Origin of the sequence: Solwaraspora sp. WMMD1047, from assembly GCF_029626155.1 — a bacterium.
Lineage (GTDB): Bacteria > Actinomycetota > Actinomycetes > Mycobacteriales > Micromonosporaceae > WMMD1047.
Genome location: NZ_JARUBL010000001.1, coordinates 4,747,430 through 4,764,457, shown reverse-complemented (window position 1 = coordinate 4,764,457; position 17,028 = coordinate 4,747,430). Strand labels below are relative to the sequence as shown.

Genomic DNA, 17,028 nt, shown 5'->3' with positions numbered 1-17,028 from the left:
CTCCGGGCGGGCGGCGTGAGGGAGGCTCATGTACGACGGATCGGGAGCCCGGCCCGAAGCATCCGGGTTCAGGATCGTCGCGGCCGTGCCGTGGATGGTCGTCGGCGCCGGGGTGGGCGCGATGATTTTCCTGCTGGTCGTGGCGGTCGGTTGGGTGCCGCTGTCGGCCAGCCCGACCGCCGCGCCGCCGGCCCAACCCGCTCCACAGTGGCCATTCGCGCCCGGCTCGACCGACGCGTTCCCGTCCGCACCGCCGCTCGCACCCGGCGCACCCGCGCCGTCGCCGACCGGGTCCGCGTCACCGCCGGTCGAAGGCTCGTCGGGCGGTGCGGCGACTGATCTGCCGGCCACCCACCCGACCGCCACCGCGACCCGCACGAAGCCGGCCCCGCCCGCCGCGCCACCGACGGTGACCGGCCACTACCAGTTGATGGCCAGCTACGACGACTCGTTCATCGGCGAGGTGGTGCTCCGGAACGTGTCGGGGGTCGACCGGCAGTGGACCGTCGAGCTGCGGTTCCCGGCCGGGGTCGGTGAGTTGCGGACGTTCTGGGTCGAGTCCGCGCCGCAGGCGACCCTGCGCCGGTCCGGCGGGCTGTTCATCTTCACCAGCACGGTCGCGCTGCCGGCCGGGTCGAGCGTGCCGCTGCGGTTCCACATCGACCGCACCGGCGCGGCGAACGCGCCGTCCGACTGCCGGGTGAACGGGACCGCCTGCTGAGCCAGGTCCCGAAGCCCCCATCCACGGTCTAGCGGTGCTGGTAGGCGGGGTAGGTCAGGTAGCCGGTGTCGCCGCCCGCGTACCAGGTCTGCTGGTCGGTCTCCGCGATGGGCAGGTCCTGACGGAGCCGTTCGACGAGGTCCGGGTTGGCGATGAAGGCGCGGCCGAAGCTGATCAGGTCGGCCCCGAGGCCCAGCCAGCGGACGGCGGCTGCCTTGTCGGTCTGCACCGGTCCCATCGGGAACGCGGGGTTGACCACAAGCGTGCCGGGCCAGGCGGCGCGGAGCCCCAGCAGTATCTCCTCGTCGGTGGTGGCCTCAAGATGGACGTAGGCCAGTCCGAGCGGGGCGAGTTCGGCGAGCAGCGCGCCGTACAGCTCGGGGATTCCGGTCTCCTGGACGCCCCAGATGCCGGCACCGGGCGAGAGTCGGATGCCGGTCCGGCCGGCGCCCACGGCGTCCACCGTCGCGGTCACCGCCTCCACCGCGAACCGGATCCGGTTCGGCACCGATCCGCCGTAGGCGTCCGTGCGCAGATTCGCGTTGCTGGACAGGAACTGGGAGATGAGGTAGCCGTTCGCGCCGTGCAACTCCACCCCGTCGAAGCCGGCGTCGAGGGCCCGCCGTGCCGCCTCGGCGTACGACCGGGCCTGCTCGGGCACCTCGGCCGTCGCCAACGCCCGCGGCACCGGTGCCGGTTTCGGGCCGGTCGGGGTGAAGACCTCGCCGACCGCGGGTACGGCCGACGGGGCCACCGGTTGCCGACCGGTGGTGTCCGGGTGCGATACCCGGCCGCCGTGCATGAGCTGGGCGAAGATCCGCCCACCGTTGGTGTGCACCGCGTCGGTGACCGGCCGCCACGCCTTGACCTGCTGCTCGGTGTGCAGCCCCGGGGTGCCGGGGTTGGACTGTCCCACCAGACTCGGCTGCACCCCCTCGGTGACGATCAACCCGGCGCTGGCGCGCTGGGCGTAGTAGCTGGCCATCGATCCGGTGGCCAGCCCGTCCGCGGTCGCGCGGACGCGGGTCATCGGCGCCATCACCACCCGGTTGGGCAGGGTCAGGTCGCCAAGCTGGTAACGGTCGAAGAGGGTCGTCATCGGTGCTGCCTCCGCACGTCTCGGTCAGTTCCCGTCCGTCGATCGGACGTGTCGCTACGCTAGGACCTGACATTCACGTCAGATGCAAGCGATGCGGCGTGGATCACCATGGAGGAGGCGCGATGCGGATCGGGGAGGTGGCGGCGCGGACCGGGGTGAGTGTCCGGTCCCTGCGCTATTACGAGGAGCAGGGCCTGCTGGGCAGCACGCGTACGCCGAGCGGTCAGCGCCACTACACCGGGGACGTGGTGGATCGGGTTCGGCTGATCCAGACCCTCTACTCCGCCGGGCTGTCCAGCCGCACCATCGCTCAACTCCTCCCGTGCGTCGACGCGCCCGGTGAGCGGACCTCCGACGACGCCTGGGAGCGGATGCTGCGCGAACGGGACCGCATCACCGGGCACATCGAGCAACTCACCCGGACCCGGGCGATGCTCGACCAGCTCATCGCGGTCAATCGCGACAACCGGGCGGAGTTCGCCCGCCGCTGATGGGCCGGTGGTCAACGGGCTGATTCGACTTGCGCAAGATGATGCATCCTGTGCAACCCTCTTGCAAGGTCTTGTAGAGATTTTTCATAGCGGCTAACGTGCGGGCGGATCAGCGACCCGATGAAAGGCCGTCGATGAAGCCCTCCCCCGTCCCGCGCAAGGCCCTGCTCGCCCTCGGCTGCCTGCTGGCTCTCACCCTGGTCGGCACCCCCGTCGTCATCGACCGGCTGGCCGCCGACCCGGCCGGCACCGACCGGACGGTCAGCGTCACCGGTGCCGCCCAGTGGGCCGGCGAACCAGCCGAGCGGGTGCTCGCCGAGGCCGGGGCGGCGAACCGGCCCCGAGCCGAGCAGTTCTACTTCGTCCTGCCCGACCGGTTCGCCAACGGCGACCCTGGCAACGACCGGGGCGGCCTGACCGGCGACCGGCTGAACACCGGATTCGACCCCACCGACAAGGGCTTCTACCAGGGCGGCGACCTCAAGGGACTCATCAACCGGCTGGACTACATCCAGGGCCTGGGCAGCACCGCGATCTGGCTCGCCCCGGTCTTCAGGAACCGTCCGGTGCAGGGTGAAGGCGATGACGTGTCGGCCGGCTACCACGGCTACTGGATCACTGACTTCACCGAGCTCGACCCGCACTTCGGCAGCAAGGCCGACCTGCGGCGGCTGGTCCGCCTGGCGCACCAGCGCGGCATCAAGATCTACCTCGACGTGATCGTCAACCACACCGCCGACATCATCCGGTACGCCGAGGACGAGTACTCCTACCGCGACAAGACCACCGAGCCGTACCGGGACGCCGCCGGCCGGCCGTTCGAGGACCGCAACCACGCCGACGGCGACCGCGACTTTCCCGCGGTGAACGGCGACTCCTTCCCGTACACCCCGACCTTCGAGACGCCGGGCGACGCGAAGGTCAAGGTTCCCGCGTGGCTCAACGACCCGACCATGTACCACAACCGCGGGGACTCGACCTTCGCCGGTGAGAACAGCGAGTACGGCGACTTCTTCGGCCTCGACGACCTGTGGACCGAACGCCCCGAGGTGGTCCGGGGGATGACGAAGATCTACGCAGACTGGGTCACCGCCACCGGCGTGGACGGCTTCCGGCTGGACACCGTCAAGCACGTCAACCTGGACTTCTGGCCGCAGTTCAGCCAGGGGGTCGAGGCCGCCGCGCGCCGGGCCGGCAAGCCCGACTTCTTCATGTTCGGCGAGGTCTACAGCGCCGACGCGGAGGTCACCTCGACCTACGTACGGCGGGGCGGGCTGCCGGCCACCCTCGACTTCGGCTTCCAGGAGGCCGCCCGCGGCTTCGTCGCCGCCGACGCCCCGGCCCGCACCCTGGCCGACCTGTACGCCCGGGACGACCTCTACCGCGCCCGCGACACCGACGCCGGCCGGCTGCCCACCTTCCTCGGCAACCACGACATGGGCCGGATCGGGTCGTTCATCGCCGCCGGCGGCACCGACCCGGCCAGCCACCTGCGCCGCGACCAGCTCGCCCACGAGCTGATGTTCCTCTCCCGCGGGCAGCCGGTGATCTACTCCGGCGACGAGCAGGGCTTCACCGGGCCGGGCGGCGACAAGGACGCCCGGCAACCGATGTTCGCCTCCCGGACCGCCGACTACCTCGACGACGACCTGCTCGGCACCGACCGCACCCACGCCGTCGACCAGTTCGACCGCGGGCACCCGCTCTACCGGACCATCGCCGAGCTGGGCGCCCTGCGCCGGGCACACCCGGCGCTGCGCGACGGCGTGCAGCTCACCCGGTACGCCGCCGACGGCCCCGGCGTCTTCGCGTTCTCCCGGATCGACCCGACCGACCGCACCGAGTACCTGGTCGCGGTCAACAACGCCGACACCGCCCAACAAATCACCGTCGACACCTGGACCCCCGGCGCCACCTTCACCGCCGTCTACGGCCCCGGCTCAACGGTCGCCGGCCCCGGGTCGCCGGCCGCTGGCGCGGGCTCGTCGGTCGCGGCCGGGGCGGACGGGCGGGTCACCCTGACCGTGCCGCCGCTGGCCGCGGTCGCCTACCGGGCCGGCGCCGCCATCCCGGCGCCAACCGGCCGGCCGGCGGTCACCATCGCCGAGCCGGACGCCGGGGGAGTGGCCGTCGGCCGGGCCGCCGTCACCGCCGAGGTGATCGGCGACCCGCTGGCCACCGTCACCGTCGCCGCCCGGGTGGCCGGCGGCCGGTGGACGCTGCTCGGTAGCGCCGACCACGCGCCGTACCGGGTGCACCACGACCTGACCGGGCTGCCCGCCGGCACCCGGATCGAGTACAAGGCGGTGGCCCGCGACGGCCGGGGCCGCACCGCCACCGCCCGCTCGACGGCCACCGTGGGCACCCCCGCCCAGGGCGCCGTCCGGGACTGGCTGGTGGTGCACTACCAGCGCACCGACGGCTCCTACGACGACTGGAACCTCTACCCGTGGGGCGACATCGACCCGGCCTGGCAGACCACCTGGCCGACCGGGCAGCCGTTCGCCGGCGAGGACTCCTACGGCCGGTTCGCCTGGGTGAAACTCAAGCCCGACGCCCGCACCGCCGGCTTCCTGGTCGTCGACGGCGCCGGCAACAAGGACGTGGACACCGACCGGACCGTCGACGTCCGCCAGACCGGCGAGATCTGGCTCAAACAGGGGGATCCGACGATCTATCCGAGCCGCCAGGCGGCCACCGGGGAGCCAGACCCGCCGGCCGACGAGAGCACTGCCGTACTGCACTACCGCCGCCCGGCCGGCGACTGCCCCGCCGACCCCTGCCCGGCCGACCCCTATGCTGGCTGGGGGCTACACGTCTGGGACGGCGCGGCCACCCCGACCGACTGGGCCGACCCGCTGCCCCCGGCCGAGCGGGACGCCTTCGGCATCACCTTCCGGGTGCCGCTGGCCGCCGACGCCACCGGCCTGAGCTACATCATCCACCACGGCGACACCAAGGATCTCCCCGATGACCAGCGGCTCGACTTCGCCACCGCCGGCCGCGAGGCGTGGCTGCTGGCCGGCACCCCCGGCCGGCTGCTGCCGATGACCGCCACCGCCGGGCGCGACCTGGACCTCACCCGCCAGCGCGCACACTGGATCGACCGGTCCACCGTCGCCTGGCCGCCGCCGACCGCCGCCGACACCCTGGAACCGACGAAACACCTGGACGGCAAACGGTACGACCTGGTCGTCGCCCCGGCCGGTGGCATACGCGTGGTCGACGGCGAGCTGGTCGGCGCGTACACGTCGATTCGGCTGTCGGCGGCGCGCAACGGGCTCACGGAGGCCCAGCGGACGCGGTTTCCGCACCTGTGGCGGCACAGCGCCCTCACCCTCGACCGGCGGGACCTGGCCCGGGTGCCGGCGGCGCTGCGCGGGCAGCTCATTGTCACCGAGCGCGACCACACCGGCGCGCTGCTCGCCGCCACCGGCGTGCAGCTGCCCGGCGTGCTCGACGACCTCTACGCCGAGGCGGCCGCGCACGCCCGGCTCGGCCCCACCTTCGACCGGGGCCGACCCACCGTCGCGGTCTGGGCACCGACCGCCCGGGAGGTGGCGCTGGAACTCTTCGACGCCCCGACCGGCACCCCGAGCCGGACCGTCGCGATGCGCCGCGACGACCGCACCGGCGTCTGGTCGGTGCGCGGCGACAAGGACTGGCGGGGCAGCTACTACCGGTACCGGGTGCGGACCTGGCAGCCGGCCACCCAGGAGCTGGCCACCGCCTCGGTGACCGACCCGTACTCGCTGGCGCTGGCGGCCGACTCCACCCACAGCCAGCTCGTCGATCTGGTCGACCCGGCGCTGGCCCCGGCCGGCTGGGCGAAGCTGCGCAAACCGGCGCCCGTGCCGGCCGCCCGTACCCAGATCCAGGAGGTGTCGGTCCGCGACTTCTCGATCGCCGACCCGAGCGTGCCGGCCGACCGGCGCGGCACCTACCTCGCCTTCACCGACCCGGCCAGCACCGGCATGAGCCACCTGCGGTTGCTCGGCGAGGCCGGGGTCACCCACCTGCACCTGCTGCCCACCTTCGACTTCGCGACCATCCCCGAACGCCGCGCCGACCAGGCCCAGCCGGACTGCGACCTGGCCGCGCTGCCGCCGGACTCGGACCGGCAGCAGGCCTGCGTGGCGGCCGTCGCCGACACCGACGGCTACAACTGGGGCTACGACCCGCTGCACTACACCGTCCCGGAGGGCGGCTACGCCACCGAGCCGCAGGGCGCCGCCCGGACCGCCGAGTTCCGGCGGATGGTCGCCGGGATCAACGGCGCCGGTCTGCGGGTGGTGTTGGATGTGGTCTACAACCACACCTCGGCGGCCGGGGCCGACCCGAAGTCGGTGCTGGACCGGATCGTCCCCGGCTACTATCACCGGTTGCTCGACGACGGCACGGTGGCCGACTCCACCTGCTGCGCCAACACCGCCCCCGAGCACGCCATGATGGGCAAGCTGGTGGTCGACTCGATCGTCACCTGGGCCACCGGGTACAAGGTGGACGGGTTCCGGTTCGACCTGATGGGGCACCACCCGAAGGCGAACATCCTCGCCGTACGCGCGGCGCTGGACCGGCTGACGGTCGCCCGGGACGGGGTCGACGGCTCAGCGATCCTGCTTTACGGCGAGGGTTGGGACTTCGGCGAGGTGGCCGGCGACGCCCGGTTCGTCCAGGCCACCCAGGCGAACCTGGCCGGCACCGGGATCGGCACCTTCAACGACCGGCTCCGCGACGCGGTCCGCGGCGGCGGCCCGTTCGACGCCAACCCGCGCCAGCAGGGCTTCGCCTCGGGCCTGTTCACCGACCCGAACGGCGACCCGGTGAACGGCACCGCCGAGCAGCAGCGCGCCGCCCTGCTGCACCAGCAGGACCAGATCAAGGTCGGGCTGGCCGGCAACCTGGCCGGCTACCGGTTCCGGGCCAGCGACGGCCGGGTCGTGACCGGCGCGCAGATCGACTACAACGGCTCGCCCACCGGCTACACCGCCGCCCCGGGCGAGGCGGTCAGCTACGTCGACGCGCACGACAACGAGATCCTGTACGACGCGCTGGCGTACAAGCTGCCGGCCGGCACCCCGATGGCCGACCGGGTCAGGATGCAGGTGCTGGCCCTGTCGCCGGTGCTGCTCGGTCAGGGCGCCGGCTTCGTCACCGCCGGCACCGAACGGCTGCGCTCCAAGTCGCTGGACCGCAACTCGTACAACTCGGGGGACTGGTTCAACCAGATCCGCTGGGACTGCGTCACCGGCAACGGGTTCGGCGCCGGTCTGCCGCCGGCCGCCGACAACGACGACAAATGGCCGTACGCCCGGCCGCTGCTGGCCGATCCCGCCCTGGTGCCCGACTGCGCGGCGATCGACGGCACCGCCGCCCGCTACGCCGAACTGCTGCGGGTACGCAATTCGTCACCGGTGTTCGGGCTGCCGACGGCGGCCGAGGTGCAGCGGCGGGTCAGCTTCCCGCTCTCCGGCCCGGCCGAGACCCCGGGCGTGATCACCATGCGGCTGGACGGGGAGCGACTGGACCCGACGTGGCGTTCGGTCACCGTGGTCTTCAACGCGACGCCGGAGCAGGTCAGCCAGACCGTACCCGGCCTGCGCGGGGCGGACGTCGCGCTGCACCCGGTGCTGCGCGGGTCGGCCGACCCGGTGGTCCGGACCGCGTCGGCGGACCGGCGGACCGGCACCCTCACCGTGCCGGCCCGCACCGTCGCCGTCTTCGTCGAGGCCCGCTGAACCGAACTTCGTCGATCAGGATCCCCCGTTGTCGAGGCGTTCCCGTTCGGCGGCCGCGATCCGCAGCAGACCGGCCTGGGCCTGCCGGCCGTAGAAGCACAGCCCGGTCTCCTCGCCGAGCAGATTGCCGCACCTGCACCGACCGTTGATGCCCGGGGTGTGCTGAGCGAGCAGCATCCGGTAGGCGTCCACCTGGACTCCCGCCGGGATCGCCGCCGGCCCGGCCGTATCCGCGTCGGTGGAGTCCGGACGGCCACCCGAGAGGGTGCCGGTCTCCAACGGCGGCGCGGTGAACCGGCGGGCCTCCCGCTCGACGGCTCCCGTAGCTTCCGATTCAGATCGTCGTCCCTGCTGTTTCCCATTTGCGCTACCTCCTCGATCGGAGATGGTTGTCACTGGGAGCCCTGGTCCCACCCCGGAACGGACGGGATGGGACCAGGTGGCCACCGCCGCGCGTGACGATTTCCCTTCGCCCGGGGCTCTCGCTCCTTGCCGGCCGTGGTTGGAATCCACCCTGGACTACGAGATGCAGGACGGGAAGAATTGGGCGGGGGTACTTGCCGACCACAAGTCGAGAGGGGCGCTCATTTGGCCGACATGAATGAGTTTCGGCAGGCACTCCGTCGAGAGCGGATGGCCAAGGGTTTGTCTCAGGACGCCCTGGGTGCCGAGGTGCACGTGTCTGGGTCGCAGATCGGCAATTACGAGTCAGGCAAATCCATCCCGCCGGACGAGGTTGCCGCGGGATTCGACGCGTTCTTCAGCACCGGAGACCAGTTCCGTCGACTCGTCCGACAGGCGCGAGGCGAAGCGGTCGCCCCGTGGCTACGGCCGTGGAAGGAGAACGAGGAACGCGCGACGATCCTGCGGACCTACCAACCGCTCGTCGTCCCTGGCCTTCTCCAGACGGCCGCTTACGCCAGGGCAGTTGTCGCGGCCGGAGCGCACAGCAGCGTTCAGATCGAAGAGATGACCAGGGAACGGCTGGAACGGCAGGCCGCGACGCTTGATCGACCTGATCCGGTGACGCTCGCCGCGATCATCGGTGAAGCGGTGTTGCGGGATGGCGACCCGGCGACCATCAAGGAACAGCTTGAACACCTGGTGGATATCGGCCACCGGCCGAACGTCCACATCAGGGTGGTGCCCTTCGGGTCTGGGATACACGCGGGACATGGCGGGCCATTCGCGCTGGCGACCCTCCCGGACGGGTCGTCTGTCGCCTACGTGGATGATCCACTGGAGGGGAAAGTGATCGCCGCCGCCCGGGATCTCCGCCGGTTGGCAAGCGCATGGGAGTCCATCAACGCCCGGGCGCTACCCTGTGACCTGAGCCGTTTCCTGATCCTGAGAGTGATCGACGAGCATGAAGAACGAGCCAAGATGGCGTAAAAGTACCCGAAGTGGTCCTAACGGTGGTGACTGCGTCGAGGTCGCGAGCAATCTTCCTGGCCGGGTGCTGGTCCGGGACAGCAAGGATCTGGCCGGTCCGGTGCTGACGTTCGGGCCGGCTGCGTGGAGGTCGTTCGTCGCAGGCGTCCGTTAGCCCGGTGACGCAGGAGCCCCGGTCCCACTGTCCGTGGGGTCCGGGGCTCCGTCCGTCCGATGGACCTGCGCTCTGGCCGGGGTGAGGTGGCCCGTTGCGTTGATCGTGGCGCATCCTGCCGTGATGAATCGCCGTTCTCGACGGATCCGTGCGCCATGATCAAGGGCTTGGGCGGTTACGGGGTCCAGAGGGCCAGGTCGAGGGTCTTGGTCAGGGTGGCGCGGTCGTCGTCGCCGTCCAGGGACCAGACCATCGCGCCGCCGAGGCGCTGGCTGCGGATGTAGAGCGCCTTCTGCACCAGCACCGCCGGGTCGTCGTAGGTCCAGAAGGTGGTGCCGTCGTAGAGCCAGGCGGTGCCGGCCCGCAGGTCGCGGTAGACCCGGAAACCGTCCCGGCCGGCCTTGGCGGCGAGCACCTTGTAATCCTCGTAACCGGCCTCCCAGGTGGCCGGCGCCGGGCCGGTCGAGGCGCCGAACAGGCCGTTGCGGCCGCCGGTCACTCCGGTCCAGCCACGGCCGTAGTAGGGGATGCCGAGCACCAGTTTGCCGCGCGGGGCGCCCCGGTCCAGCCAGGCGTCGATGGTGCGCGCCACCGAGAACTCCGGCTCGGTCGCGCCGGCCGGCACCCGCAGCGCCGACTGCTGGTTGGCCACCGACTCCCAGCCGCCGTGGAAGTCGTAGCCCTGCACGGTGGCGAAGTCGAGGTTCCGGAACACCTTGCGGACCTCGTAGCCGGCGTCGATGGCGGCCGGGTTGGCCGGCACGAACGCGGTCAGCTCGTAGTGCCGCCGCTGGGTGCGCCCGAACGCGTCGAGCTGGCGGCGGAACTCGGCCACCAGGGCGGTGAAGTTCTGCTTGTCCTCCGGCCGGAACACGGTGTCCACATCACCGGCCGAGCCGGGCCACTCCCAGTCCAGGTCGATCCCGTCGAAGACCCCGGCGAGCGCGCCCGGTCCACCGGCGCTGCCGTCCGGGTTGGGCAGGTTGCCCCGCAGGTAGAGGTCGATGCAGGAGGCCACGAACGCCCGCCGGGACTCGGCGGTACGGGCCGCGTCGGAGAAGTGCGTCGACCAGCTCCAGCCGCCCAGCGAGATCAGCACCCGCAGGTCGGGGTGCAGCGCCTTGAGCTTCTGCAGCTGGCCGAAGTTGCCGTTGAGCGGCTCGCCCCAGGCGTCGGCGACGCCGTCGACGCTCTCCGCCGCCGGCACCGGCCGCTGGTAGTCGGCCCACGGGTCGCCCTCGCCGGGTCCGCCGTCGACGTAGCAGCGCCCGTCCGGGCTGACGTTGCCGAAGGCGTAGTTCAGGTGGGTGAGCCGGGCAGCGGCGCCGGAGTCGTGCAGCTTCTTGATGGTGTACGCCCGGCCGTAGATTCCCCACTGGGTGAAGTAGCCGACCTTGAGGTAGCCGTCCCGGTCACCCATGGCGGTCGGCCTGACCGCGTCGGTGGGCCTGGCGGCGGCGGGTGGGGCGGCCGCGAGGGTGGCGCCGAGCGCGGTGACGGTGGCGAGGACGGTGAGACGGCGGGCAAGGCGACCGCGCATGTGCACTCCCGAGAGGACCGGTGCAACGGTAAGGAAACTTTTCTGTAGTCGAACCTAGGGTCAGCCGCACACCGGGTCAAGTGGACGGTCCCGGCCGGGTCGGATCTGGTGATCGCCCCCGGCCGGGACCGGTCGTACCTCTGTCGGGTCCGGCTGTCAGGTCAGCCGAAGCAGTTCGGCACCTCCACCGGGCTGCCCAGGCAGTTGGTCGGCCGGTTGGCGATGATGGTGGAGCCGTTGTCGACCTCGATGTCGCCGGGGACCTCGATCCGGATGCCGCCCGGGGCGGTGGTGGCCACGTTGTCGGTGACCTTGACGTTGACCAGACTGACGACGCTGGTCCCGGTCGACTGGATGCCGCCGGCGGTCGACCCGACGCCGAGCGCCAGGTTTCCGGCCACCTTGCTGTCGCGCAGGGTGAGGGTGCTGGCCACCACGTTGATGCCGGCCGCGTCGCCGTTGGCGATGTTGTCCACGATGGCGCTCTTCTCGATCACCGCCTCGGTGCCACCGGTGAGGGCGATGCCGCCGCCGTTCGCCTCGGCGCGGTTGCGGCTGACCGTGACGTGCCGCAGGTTCACCGTCGATCCGGTGGCGAACAGCCCGCCGCCGTCGTCGGCACTGTTGCCCGAGATCAGTGAATGGGTGACGGTGGTGTTGGCACCGTTGGTGTCTATGCCCCCGCCGTTGTCGAGTGCCCGGTTGTCGAGAATCTTGGTCTTGTTGATCAGCGACGTGCCGGCGTCGGCGATGCCGCCGCCGTCGTCGGCCGCGCTGTTCCAGGAGACCTCGGACTCGTTCATCTTGAGCAGCCCGCCGCCGCCATTGGTGACGCCGCCGCCGCTGCCGAGGGCGCTGTTGTCGCTGATGGTGCTGTGATGCGCGACCGTGATGCCGGAGTTGAAGAGTCCGCCGCCACCGCCCGCGCTGATGTTGCCGGTGACGGTGGTCTCGTTGAGCGCGGCGGTGCCGCCCGGCAGCACCAGGATGCCGCCGCCGTTCGAGGGCACGACGCCGGTGGTCTGGCCGCCGGCCACGGTCGTCTTGTGCAGGGTCAGATGCCCGCCGTTGCCGACGTTGAAGATGCGGAACGGGTCGGCGGTGGGCTCGCGGACGATCGTCGAGTGTTCGCCCTTGATGGTGATGGACTGGACGATCTGCGGCAGGCCGTTGCCGTCGCCGTCGTCGGCCGTGAGCGTGTACACGCAGCCGTGGGCGAGCTTCAGGTGGCCGCCACCGTTGGCGTTGGCGACGGTGATCGCCGCGATCAGGCTGTTGGCGGCGCAGGGGACGTCCTCGACCTCCCGGGCCTTGCCGTCGCTGCCCTTGCCGTCCCAGTCGCCGCCGTGCCAGGGCTCGGCATCGCCCGAGTTGCCGTCCCAGCCCAGGCCGTCGTCCGCGCCGCGGTCCCAGCCCTTGCCGGTCGGTCCGTCCGGACTCTGGCCGCCGGGTCCGGCGTCCGTCTTGCCGCCGGGTGCCGGCGACGGGCCGCCGGGCTCCGGCCCGTTCGTCCCCTGTCCCGGCGCCGCCGCCAGCCGGTACCCGGCATCCCCGATGGCCTGGCGACCGACGACGCCGACCACCGCGATGAGGCTGAACACGCCGGTCACGGCAGCCACCCGGGTGACGATCCAGACAGGTCGTCGCCGCCGTCGGTGGCTCCGCGGCGCCGGGCTGCCGGACTGGCTGGGTAGCTTGGTGATCACACTTCCCCCGTTTCCGAGAAACCTACAGAATCGCCATCAACGATGCTTAAAAGCATCAAAACAGGCCGTAATGCTCGGAAGGTGACCCTAGAGCGCAGGGAAGAGTTATGTATCTGTTATGGAAATTTTCGCCCGAGAGGTTGCGCTCAGTCGGGCGAACGGTCTGGTGAGAAGCCGGCCGCTAGGGATGGAACGGCGATCCGGGGGCGCGGTCGAGAGCCGGCCGGCGGGCGGCGCCCGCCGGCCAGAGCACGGTCACCGGCAGCCCGCGAGCCTGGGCGGAGCGCACCACGTCGGCGGTGTCGCCCAGCACGGCCGACGGACTGCCGTCCCAGACCGCCAGCAGCAGCTCGCTGCGGTCCAGCAGCTCCATGCTGGCCGCCATGTAGGCCTCCCGACCCGAATGTGGATAGTCCATCCGGTGCACCGACCGGGCCAGTCCGAGCAGTTCGTCGAAGCTTGCCAGGTTGCCCGGCTCGACCGAGGCGGCCCGGTAGTCCGCGGCCGGCAGAATCACCTCGAAGGTGCCGTCCAGCGCCAGCACCGCCCGCGCGAAGAGCTGGTCGGCGCCGTCAGCGAGACAGGTCACGCCGTGCAGGTCCGGACCCGCGTACGACTTGAGCTCCTCGGTCAGGCAGTCATAGACCAGTTGGGCGGTGCCCGTCGCCAGCGTCACGTGCCCGGTGACCCCGATCCTCGGCATGGTCCACCGTCCGTTTCTAGTCACCCGCGGGTCCTGAGAAAACCCGCGTCCCCCGTTACCCGCGTTCCGCAGTTCACGTCCCGGTCACGGCATCCGCCGGACCCGGACGATACGGAAGCCCGCGTCCGCCAACTGCACCGGTAGCTCCCGGATCGCGTCATGATTGCGTACCCGCATGTCCTCGCGCAGACTCTCCCATCGACTGAGCGCGGGGTGCAGGAGGTGGACGTCGTCGCGGTCGTCGGCGTACCGCCAGCCGCTGGCGACCTTCTCGGCCCGCCACCGCTCGTGCTCCAACTCCGCCAGCTTCTCGATCTCCTCCTCGGCCAGGGCGTGCTCGTCACCCGGGCCGACCCGCGGCGACAGGGCACAGCCCAGCTCCCGCAGCTTGCGACCGATGTCGCGGGCCTGCGCGCGGTTCGCCCGCCGCTGCGGCTCGGGCAGCTCCTCCCACGGCACCAGCGCCGGGTTGTCGATCGCCTGCTCGCCGCGCCGCCGCCGGGACATCACGTAACTCTCGTGGATCACCCGGGCCAACCGCTCCACCAGGTCGTCACCGATCAGGTCCGGGTCGCAGGCGGCATGCACCACCCCGTAGAGCCGCAGCGCCCCGGACAGGTCGTCGAGCACCCCGTTGCCCGGGTCGCTGCCGAACGCCTCCCGCAGGTTCGCCAACCGGTCCAGCCGGACCAGGACCGACCCGTAGCCGCCGTGCCAGAGCTGCTCGGTGGTCAACGCCGTCTTGAGCGCCTGCTCCTCGTCGTCATAGCAGATGAACACCCGGTCCGGCGGCAGCGGGAAGCCGCTGCCGGAGAGCAGCTCGGGCAGGCCGCCATCGAACGGGTCGATCCGGCACACCTGGCCGAGGAACGGATACCGGTGGCTGAGCTCGGCCGCCGCCTCGGTGGCCTGCTCGTCGATCAGCGCGATCCGGACCTTCGCCGGCTGCTCGGAGTCGATCACCCGCCACCGGCGGGCCAACTCCACCAGCACCGACCGGCCGAACGCGGTGGCGCCGAGGATCACCACCACCGGCGGGTTGCCGCGGACCGGAAGCAACGGCTCCTGGCTGAACAGCTTCCGGGCGGCCAGGTCGTCGATGTTGAAGAAGTCGAGCCGGGCACCGTCCGGTCTGGCCAGCCCGAGATGCCGGGCCTGCAGCGCCAGGCAGAGCTCGGGATCGGCCACCTGGGCGTACGCGGCCAGCGGCGACCGCCCCCGACGGGCCGCCGTCAGCGCGATGGCGGTGTTGGCGGCGCTGTCGTCGGTGCACGCGTAGACCGCGCTGGCCCGCGCGATCCCGGCATCCCGCAGCAGGTCCGGATCGCGGGCGGTACCGGTGATCCGCGGCGACCGGGGCTCGGTGGCCACCGCGTCGGCCGGCACCGCGACCACCCGCCGACCGGTGGCGCGCAGCCGGCGGGCCAGGGTGGCGGCCACCAGGCCGTCGCCGCAGACGATCACGTGCCCGCGGGCGTTGCGGTTGCGGATCCGGCGCAGCTCGTTGGCGAAGAGCAGCCGCCCCGCCTCGGCCAGCGCGTACGCGGTGACGGTGGGGGCGGTGAACCGGGCGAGGTCGAGCAGCACCGGCATGTCCTTGCCGCCCTCGTCCAGCGGCGGCGAACCGAGGACGAACAGCTGCAGGGTGTAGTAGATCAGGTCGAGCGGCCGGTCACTGAACTCCGGATGGGCGTTCAGGAAATCGGCCAGCCCGAGATAGCCGCAGACGAACGAGAAGACGCCGGTGAGCACGAAGAAGAGCCGCAGCACGCTCCACGTCGGTGGGCGGGGCGGCTCGCCGAGAGTGTTCCCAGGCACAACGCCTCCCCTGCGGCTCGGGGGTGATGACGCAGCGCCATCGTACCGTCGCTTACGGACAACGGGAATCGCCGGCGCGGATGCCCAGGTCAGCCGGGCAGTCGGAAACCGGCCTCCCGCTGGGCGGCCAGCCACGTCTGGACCTCGTCGGCGCGCCGGGGCAGCCCGGCCGAGAGGTTCTCCGCACCGGCCGAGGTGACCAGCACGTCGTCCTCGATCCGGATGCCGATCCCGCGCAGTTCCGCCGGGACCAGCTCGTCCTCCGGCTGGAAGTACAGGCCCGGCTCCACCGTCAACACGTAACCCTCGTCCAGGGTGCCGTCCCGGTAGGTCTCCTTGCGGGCGTTCGAACAGTCGTGCACGTCGATGCCGAGCATGTGCCCGAACCCGTGCAGCGTCCACCGCCGGTAGACCGTCGACGACTCGTCCATCGCCTCGTCCACGCTGACCGGCAGCAGACCCAGCTCGGCCAGCCCCTCGGCCAGCACCCGCATGCAGGTCAGATGGACATCCTTGAACGCCACCCCGGGCTTGATCACGTCGATGCCGGCCTGCTGGGCGGCGTACACGATGTCGTAGACCTGGCGTTGCAGCGGGCTGAAGGTGCCGGAGACCGGCAGCACCCGGGTGACGTCGGCGGTGTAGAGCTGGTGGCCCTCCACGCCCATGTCCATCAGCAGCAGCTCACCCGGCCGGGTGGCGCCGGTGTTGCGGATCCAGTGCAGGATCGTCGCGTGCTCGCCGGCGCCGACGATCGAGCTGTAACCGACGCCGCCGCCCTCGTACCGGGCGCGCAGCCCGAACACCCCCTCCAGCAGCGCCTCGGGGACCGGCCGGTCCGCCGGCAGCACCCGGGCCACGTCCTCGAAGCCGCGTACCGTGGCGTCGATCGCCGCCCGCAACTGGGCGATCTCCCACTCGTCCTTGACCAGCTTCAGCTCGCCGATCGTCGCGGCCAGCTCCCGGTCGCGGCCGAGCCGGGCCGGGGCGTCCGCGGCGGCGGCCGGGGCCGGCGGGTCGTAGGGCGCGACCGCCGCGTCCACCGCCGGGTCCAGACCCCGCAACACCCGGGTACGCCCCGGCGCGCAGTCGGCCAACGCCGCCGCCAGCTCCGACAGCGGCCGGGTGGCCAGCCCCAGCTCGGTCGACTTCTCCGCCAGCGTGTGCCGGCGGCCGACCCACAGCTCACCGTGCCGGCTGCGGAAGAACTCGTCGTTGTCGCGGGCCGAGCGGGGCCGGGTGTAGAGCACCGCCTCGTGACCGCCGCCGGTCGGCCGCAGCAGCAGCACGCTGTCCGGGTCGTGGTCGCCGGTCAGGTAGGCGAAGTCGCTGCCCGGCCGGAACGGGTACGCGGTGTCGTTGGCCCGTACCTTCTCCGGGCCGGTCGGGATGACGAGCGTCTCGCCGGGGAAGGCGGACCCGACCGCGTCCCGCCGGCGGGCGTAGTTCGGCACCTCGGGCCGGGGGCCGACCGGCAGCGCGCTGTCTCGCCAGCCGGAGCGCATGAAGGTCAGGAACTGCTCCGGGAAGTCCGGGTCGTGTGACTCGGTGACGACCCGTTCCGTCGTACCCTCGGTCTGCTCTCCGGCCATGATCGGCGCCTCCCGTCGTCGGATCCCGTGCTGCCCTGGACGGTACCGGGTTCCGGTCGGGGACCGTACCGCGC

At 71.7% G+C, this 17,028-nt stretch carries 12 protein-coding genes; 5 read left to right on the top strand and 7 right to left on the bottom strand.

From position 1 onward, the window contains the following. Nucleotides 1–94: 94 nt before the first annotated feature. On the top strand, nt 95–721 hold the full coding sequence (locus O7627_RS21600; protein WP_278098368.1) for a cellulose binding domain-containing protein: 627 nt from the start codon (nt 95–97) through the stop codon (nt 719–721). Nucleotides 722–749: 28 nt separating this feature from the next. Here the strand turns inward: O7627_RS21600 and O7627_RS21595 are convergent, their stop codons facing one another. After that, nucleotides 750–1,820, bottom strand: a complete 1,071-nt coding sequence (locus O7627_RS21595) for an alkene reductase (RefSeq protein WP_278095316.1) — start codon at nt 1,818–1,820, stop codon at nt 750–752. A gap of 122 nt (nt 1,821–1,942) precedes the next feature. On the opposite strand from O7627_RS21595, the gene O7627_RS21590 reads away from it, so the two are divergent. Both O7627_RS21590 and pulA read left to right on the top strand, forming a co-directional pair. Continuing rightward, nucleotides 1,943–2,311 carry a MerR family transcriptional regulator gene (locus O7627_RS21590; protein WP_278095315.1) on the top strand — a complete coding sequence of 123 codons (369 nt, stop codon included), beginning with the start codon at nt 1,943–1,945 and terminating at the stop codon, nt 2,309–2,311. A gap of 134 nt (nt 2,312–2,445) precedes the next feature. Next, entirely contained in the window at nt 2,446–8,049 is a 5,604-nt protein-coding gene (pulA, locus tag O7627_RS21585) for a pullulanase-type alpha-1,6-glucosidase (protein ID WP_278095314.1), read from the top strand. Between the two features lie 15 nt (nt 8,050–8,064). On the opposite strand, the gene O7627_RS21580 is transcribed toward pulA, so the two are convergent. Continuing rightward, on the bottom strand, nt 8,065–8,328 hold the full coding sequence (locus O7627_RS21580) for a hypothetical protein (RefSeq protein ID WP_278095313.1): 264 nt from the start codon (nt 8,326–8,328) through the stop codon (nt 8,065–8,067). A 318-nt stretch (nt 8,329–8,646) separates the two neighbouring features. Here O7627_RS21580 and O7627_RS21575 point away from each other — a divergent pair, with 318 nt between their 5' ends. Then, complete coding sequence (locus O7627_RS21575) at nt 8,647–9,441, top strand: helix-turn-helix transcriptional regulator (RefSeq protein ID WP_278095312.1); 795 nt, start codon at nt 8,647–8,649, stop codon at nt 9,439–9,441. Next, complete coding sequence (locus O7627_RS21570; protein ID WP_278095311.1) at nt 9,416–9,595, top strand: DUF397 domain-containing protein; 180 nt, start codon at nt 9,416–9,418, stop codon at nt 9,593–9,595. Before O7627_RS21575 ends, O7627_RS21570 begins: the two co-directional genes overlap by 26 nt. 175 nt (nt 9,596–9,770) lie before the next feature. On the opposite strand, the gene O7627_RS21565 is transcribed toward O7627_RS21570, so the two are convergent. The 5 genes from O7627_RS21565 to O7627_RS21545 form a co-directional block, all read right to left on the bottom strand. Next, entirely contained in the window at nt 9,771–11,135 is a 1,365-nt protein-coding gene (locus O7627_RS21565) for a glycoside hydrolase family 18 protein (RefSeq protein WP_278095310.1), read from the bottom strand. A 161-nt stretch (nt 11,136–11,296) separates the two neighbouring features. After that, nucleotides 11,297–12,754 (bottom strand): right-handed parallel beta-helix repeat-containing protein, encoded by a 1,458-nt coding sequence (locus O7627_RS21560; protein ID WP_278095309.1) that lies wholly within the window; start codon nt 12,752–12,754, stop codon nt 11,297–11,299. A gap of 268 nt (nt 12,755–13,022) precedes the next feature. Further along, nucleotides 13,023–13,568 carry a hypothetical protein gene (locus O7627_RS21555; protein WP_278095308.1) on the bottom strand — a complete coding sequence of 182 codons (546 nt, stop codon included), beginning with the start codon at nt 13,566–13,568 and terminating at the stop codon, nt 13,023–13,025. A 60-nt stretch (nt 13,569–13,628) separates the two neighbouring features. Beyond that, a complete protein-coding gene (locus O7627_RS21550; protein WP_278095307.1) occupies nt 13,629–15,362 on the bottom strand; it encodes a RyR domain-containing protein in 1,734 nt (577 codons plus the stop codon). Between the two features lie 89 nt (nt 15,363–15,451). Continuing rightward, complete coding sequence (locus O7627_RS21545; protein ID WP_278095306.1) at nt 15,452–16,954, bottom strand: aminopeptidase P family protein; 1,503 nt, start codon at nt 16,952–16,954, stop codon at nt 15,452–15,454. Nucleotides 16,955–17,028 lie beyond the last annotated feature (74 nt).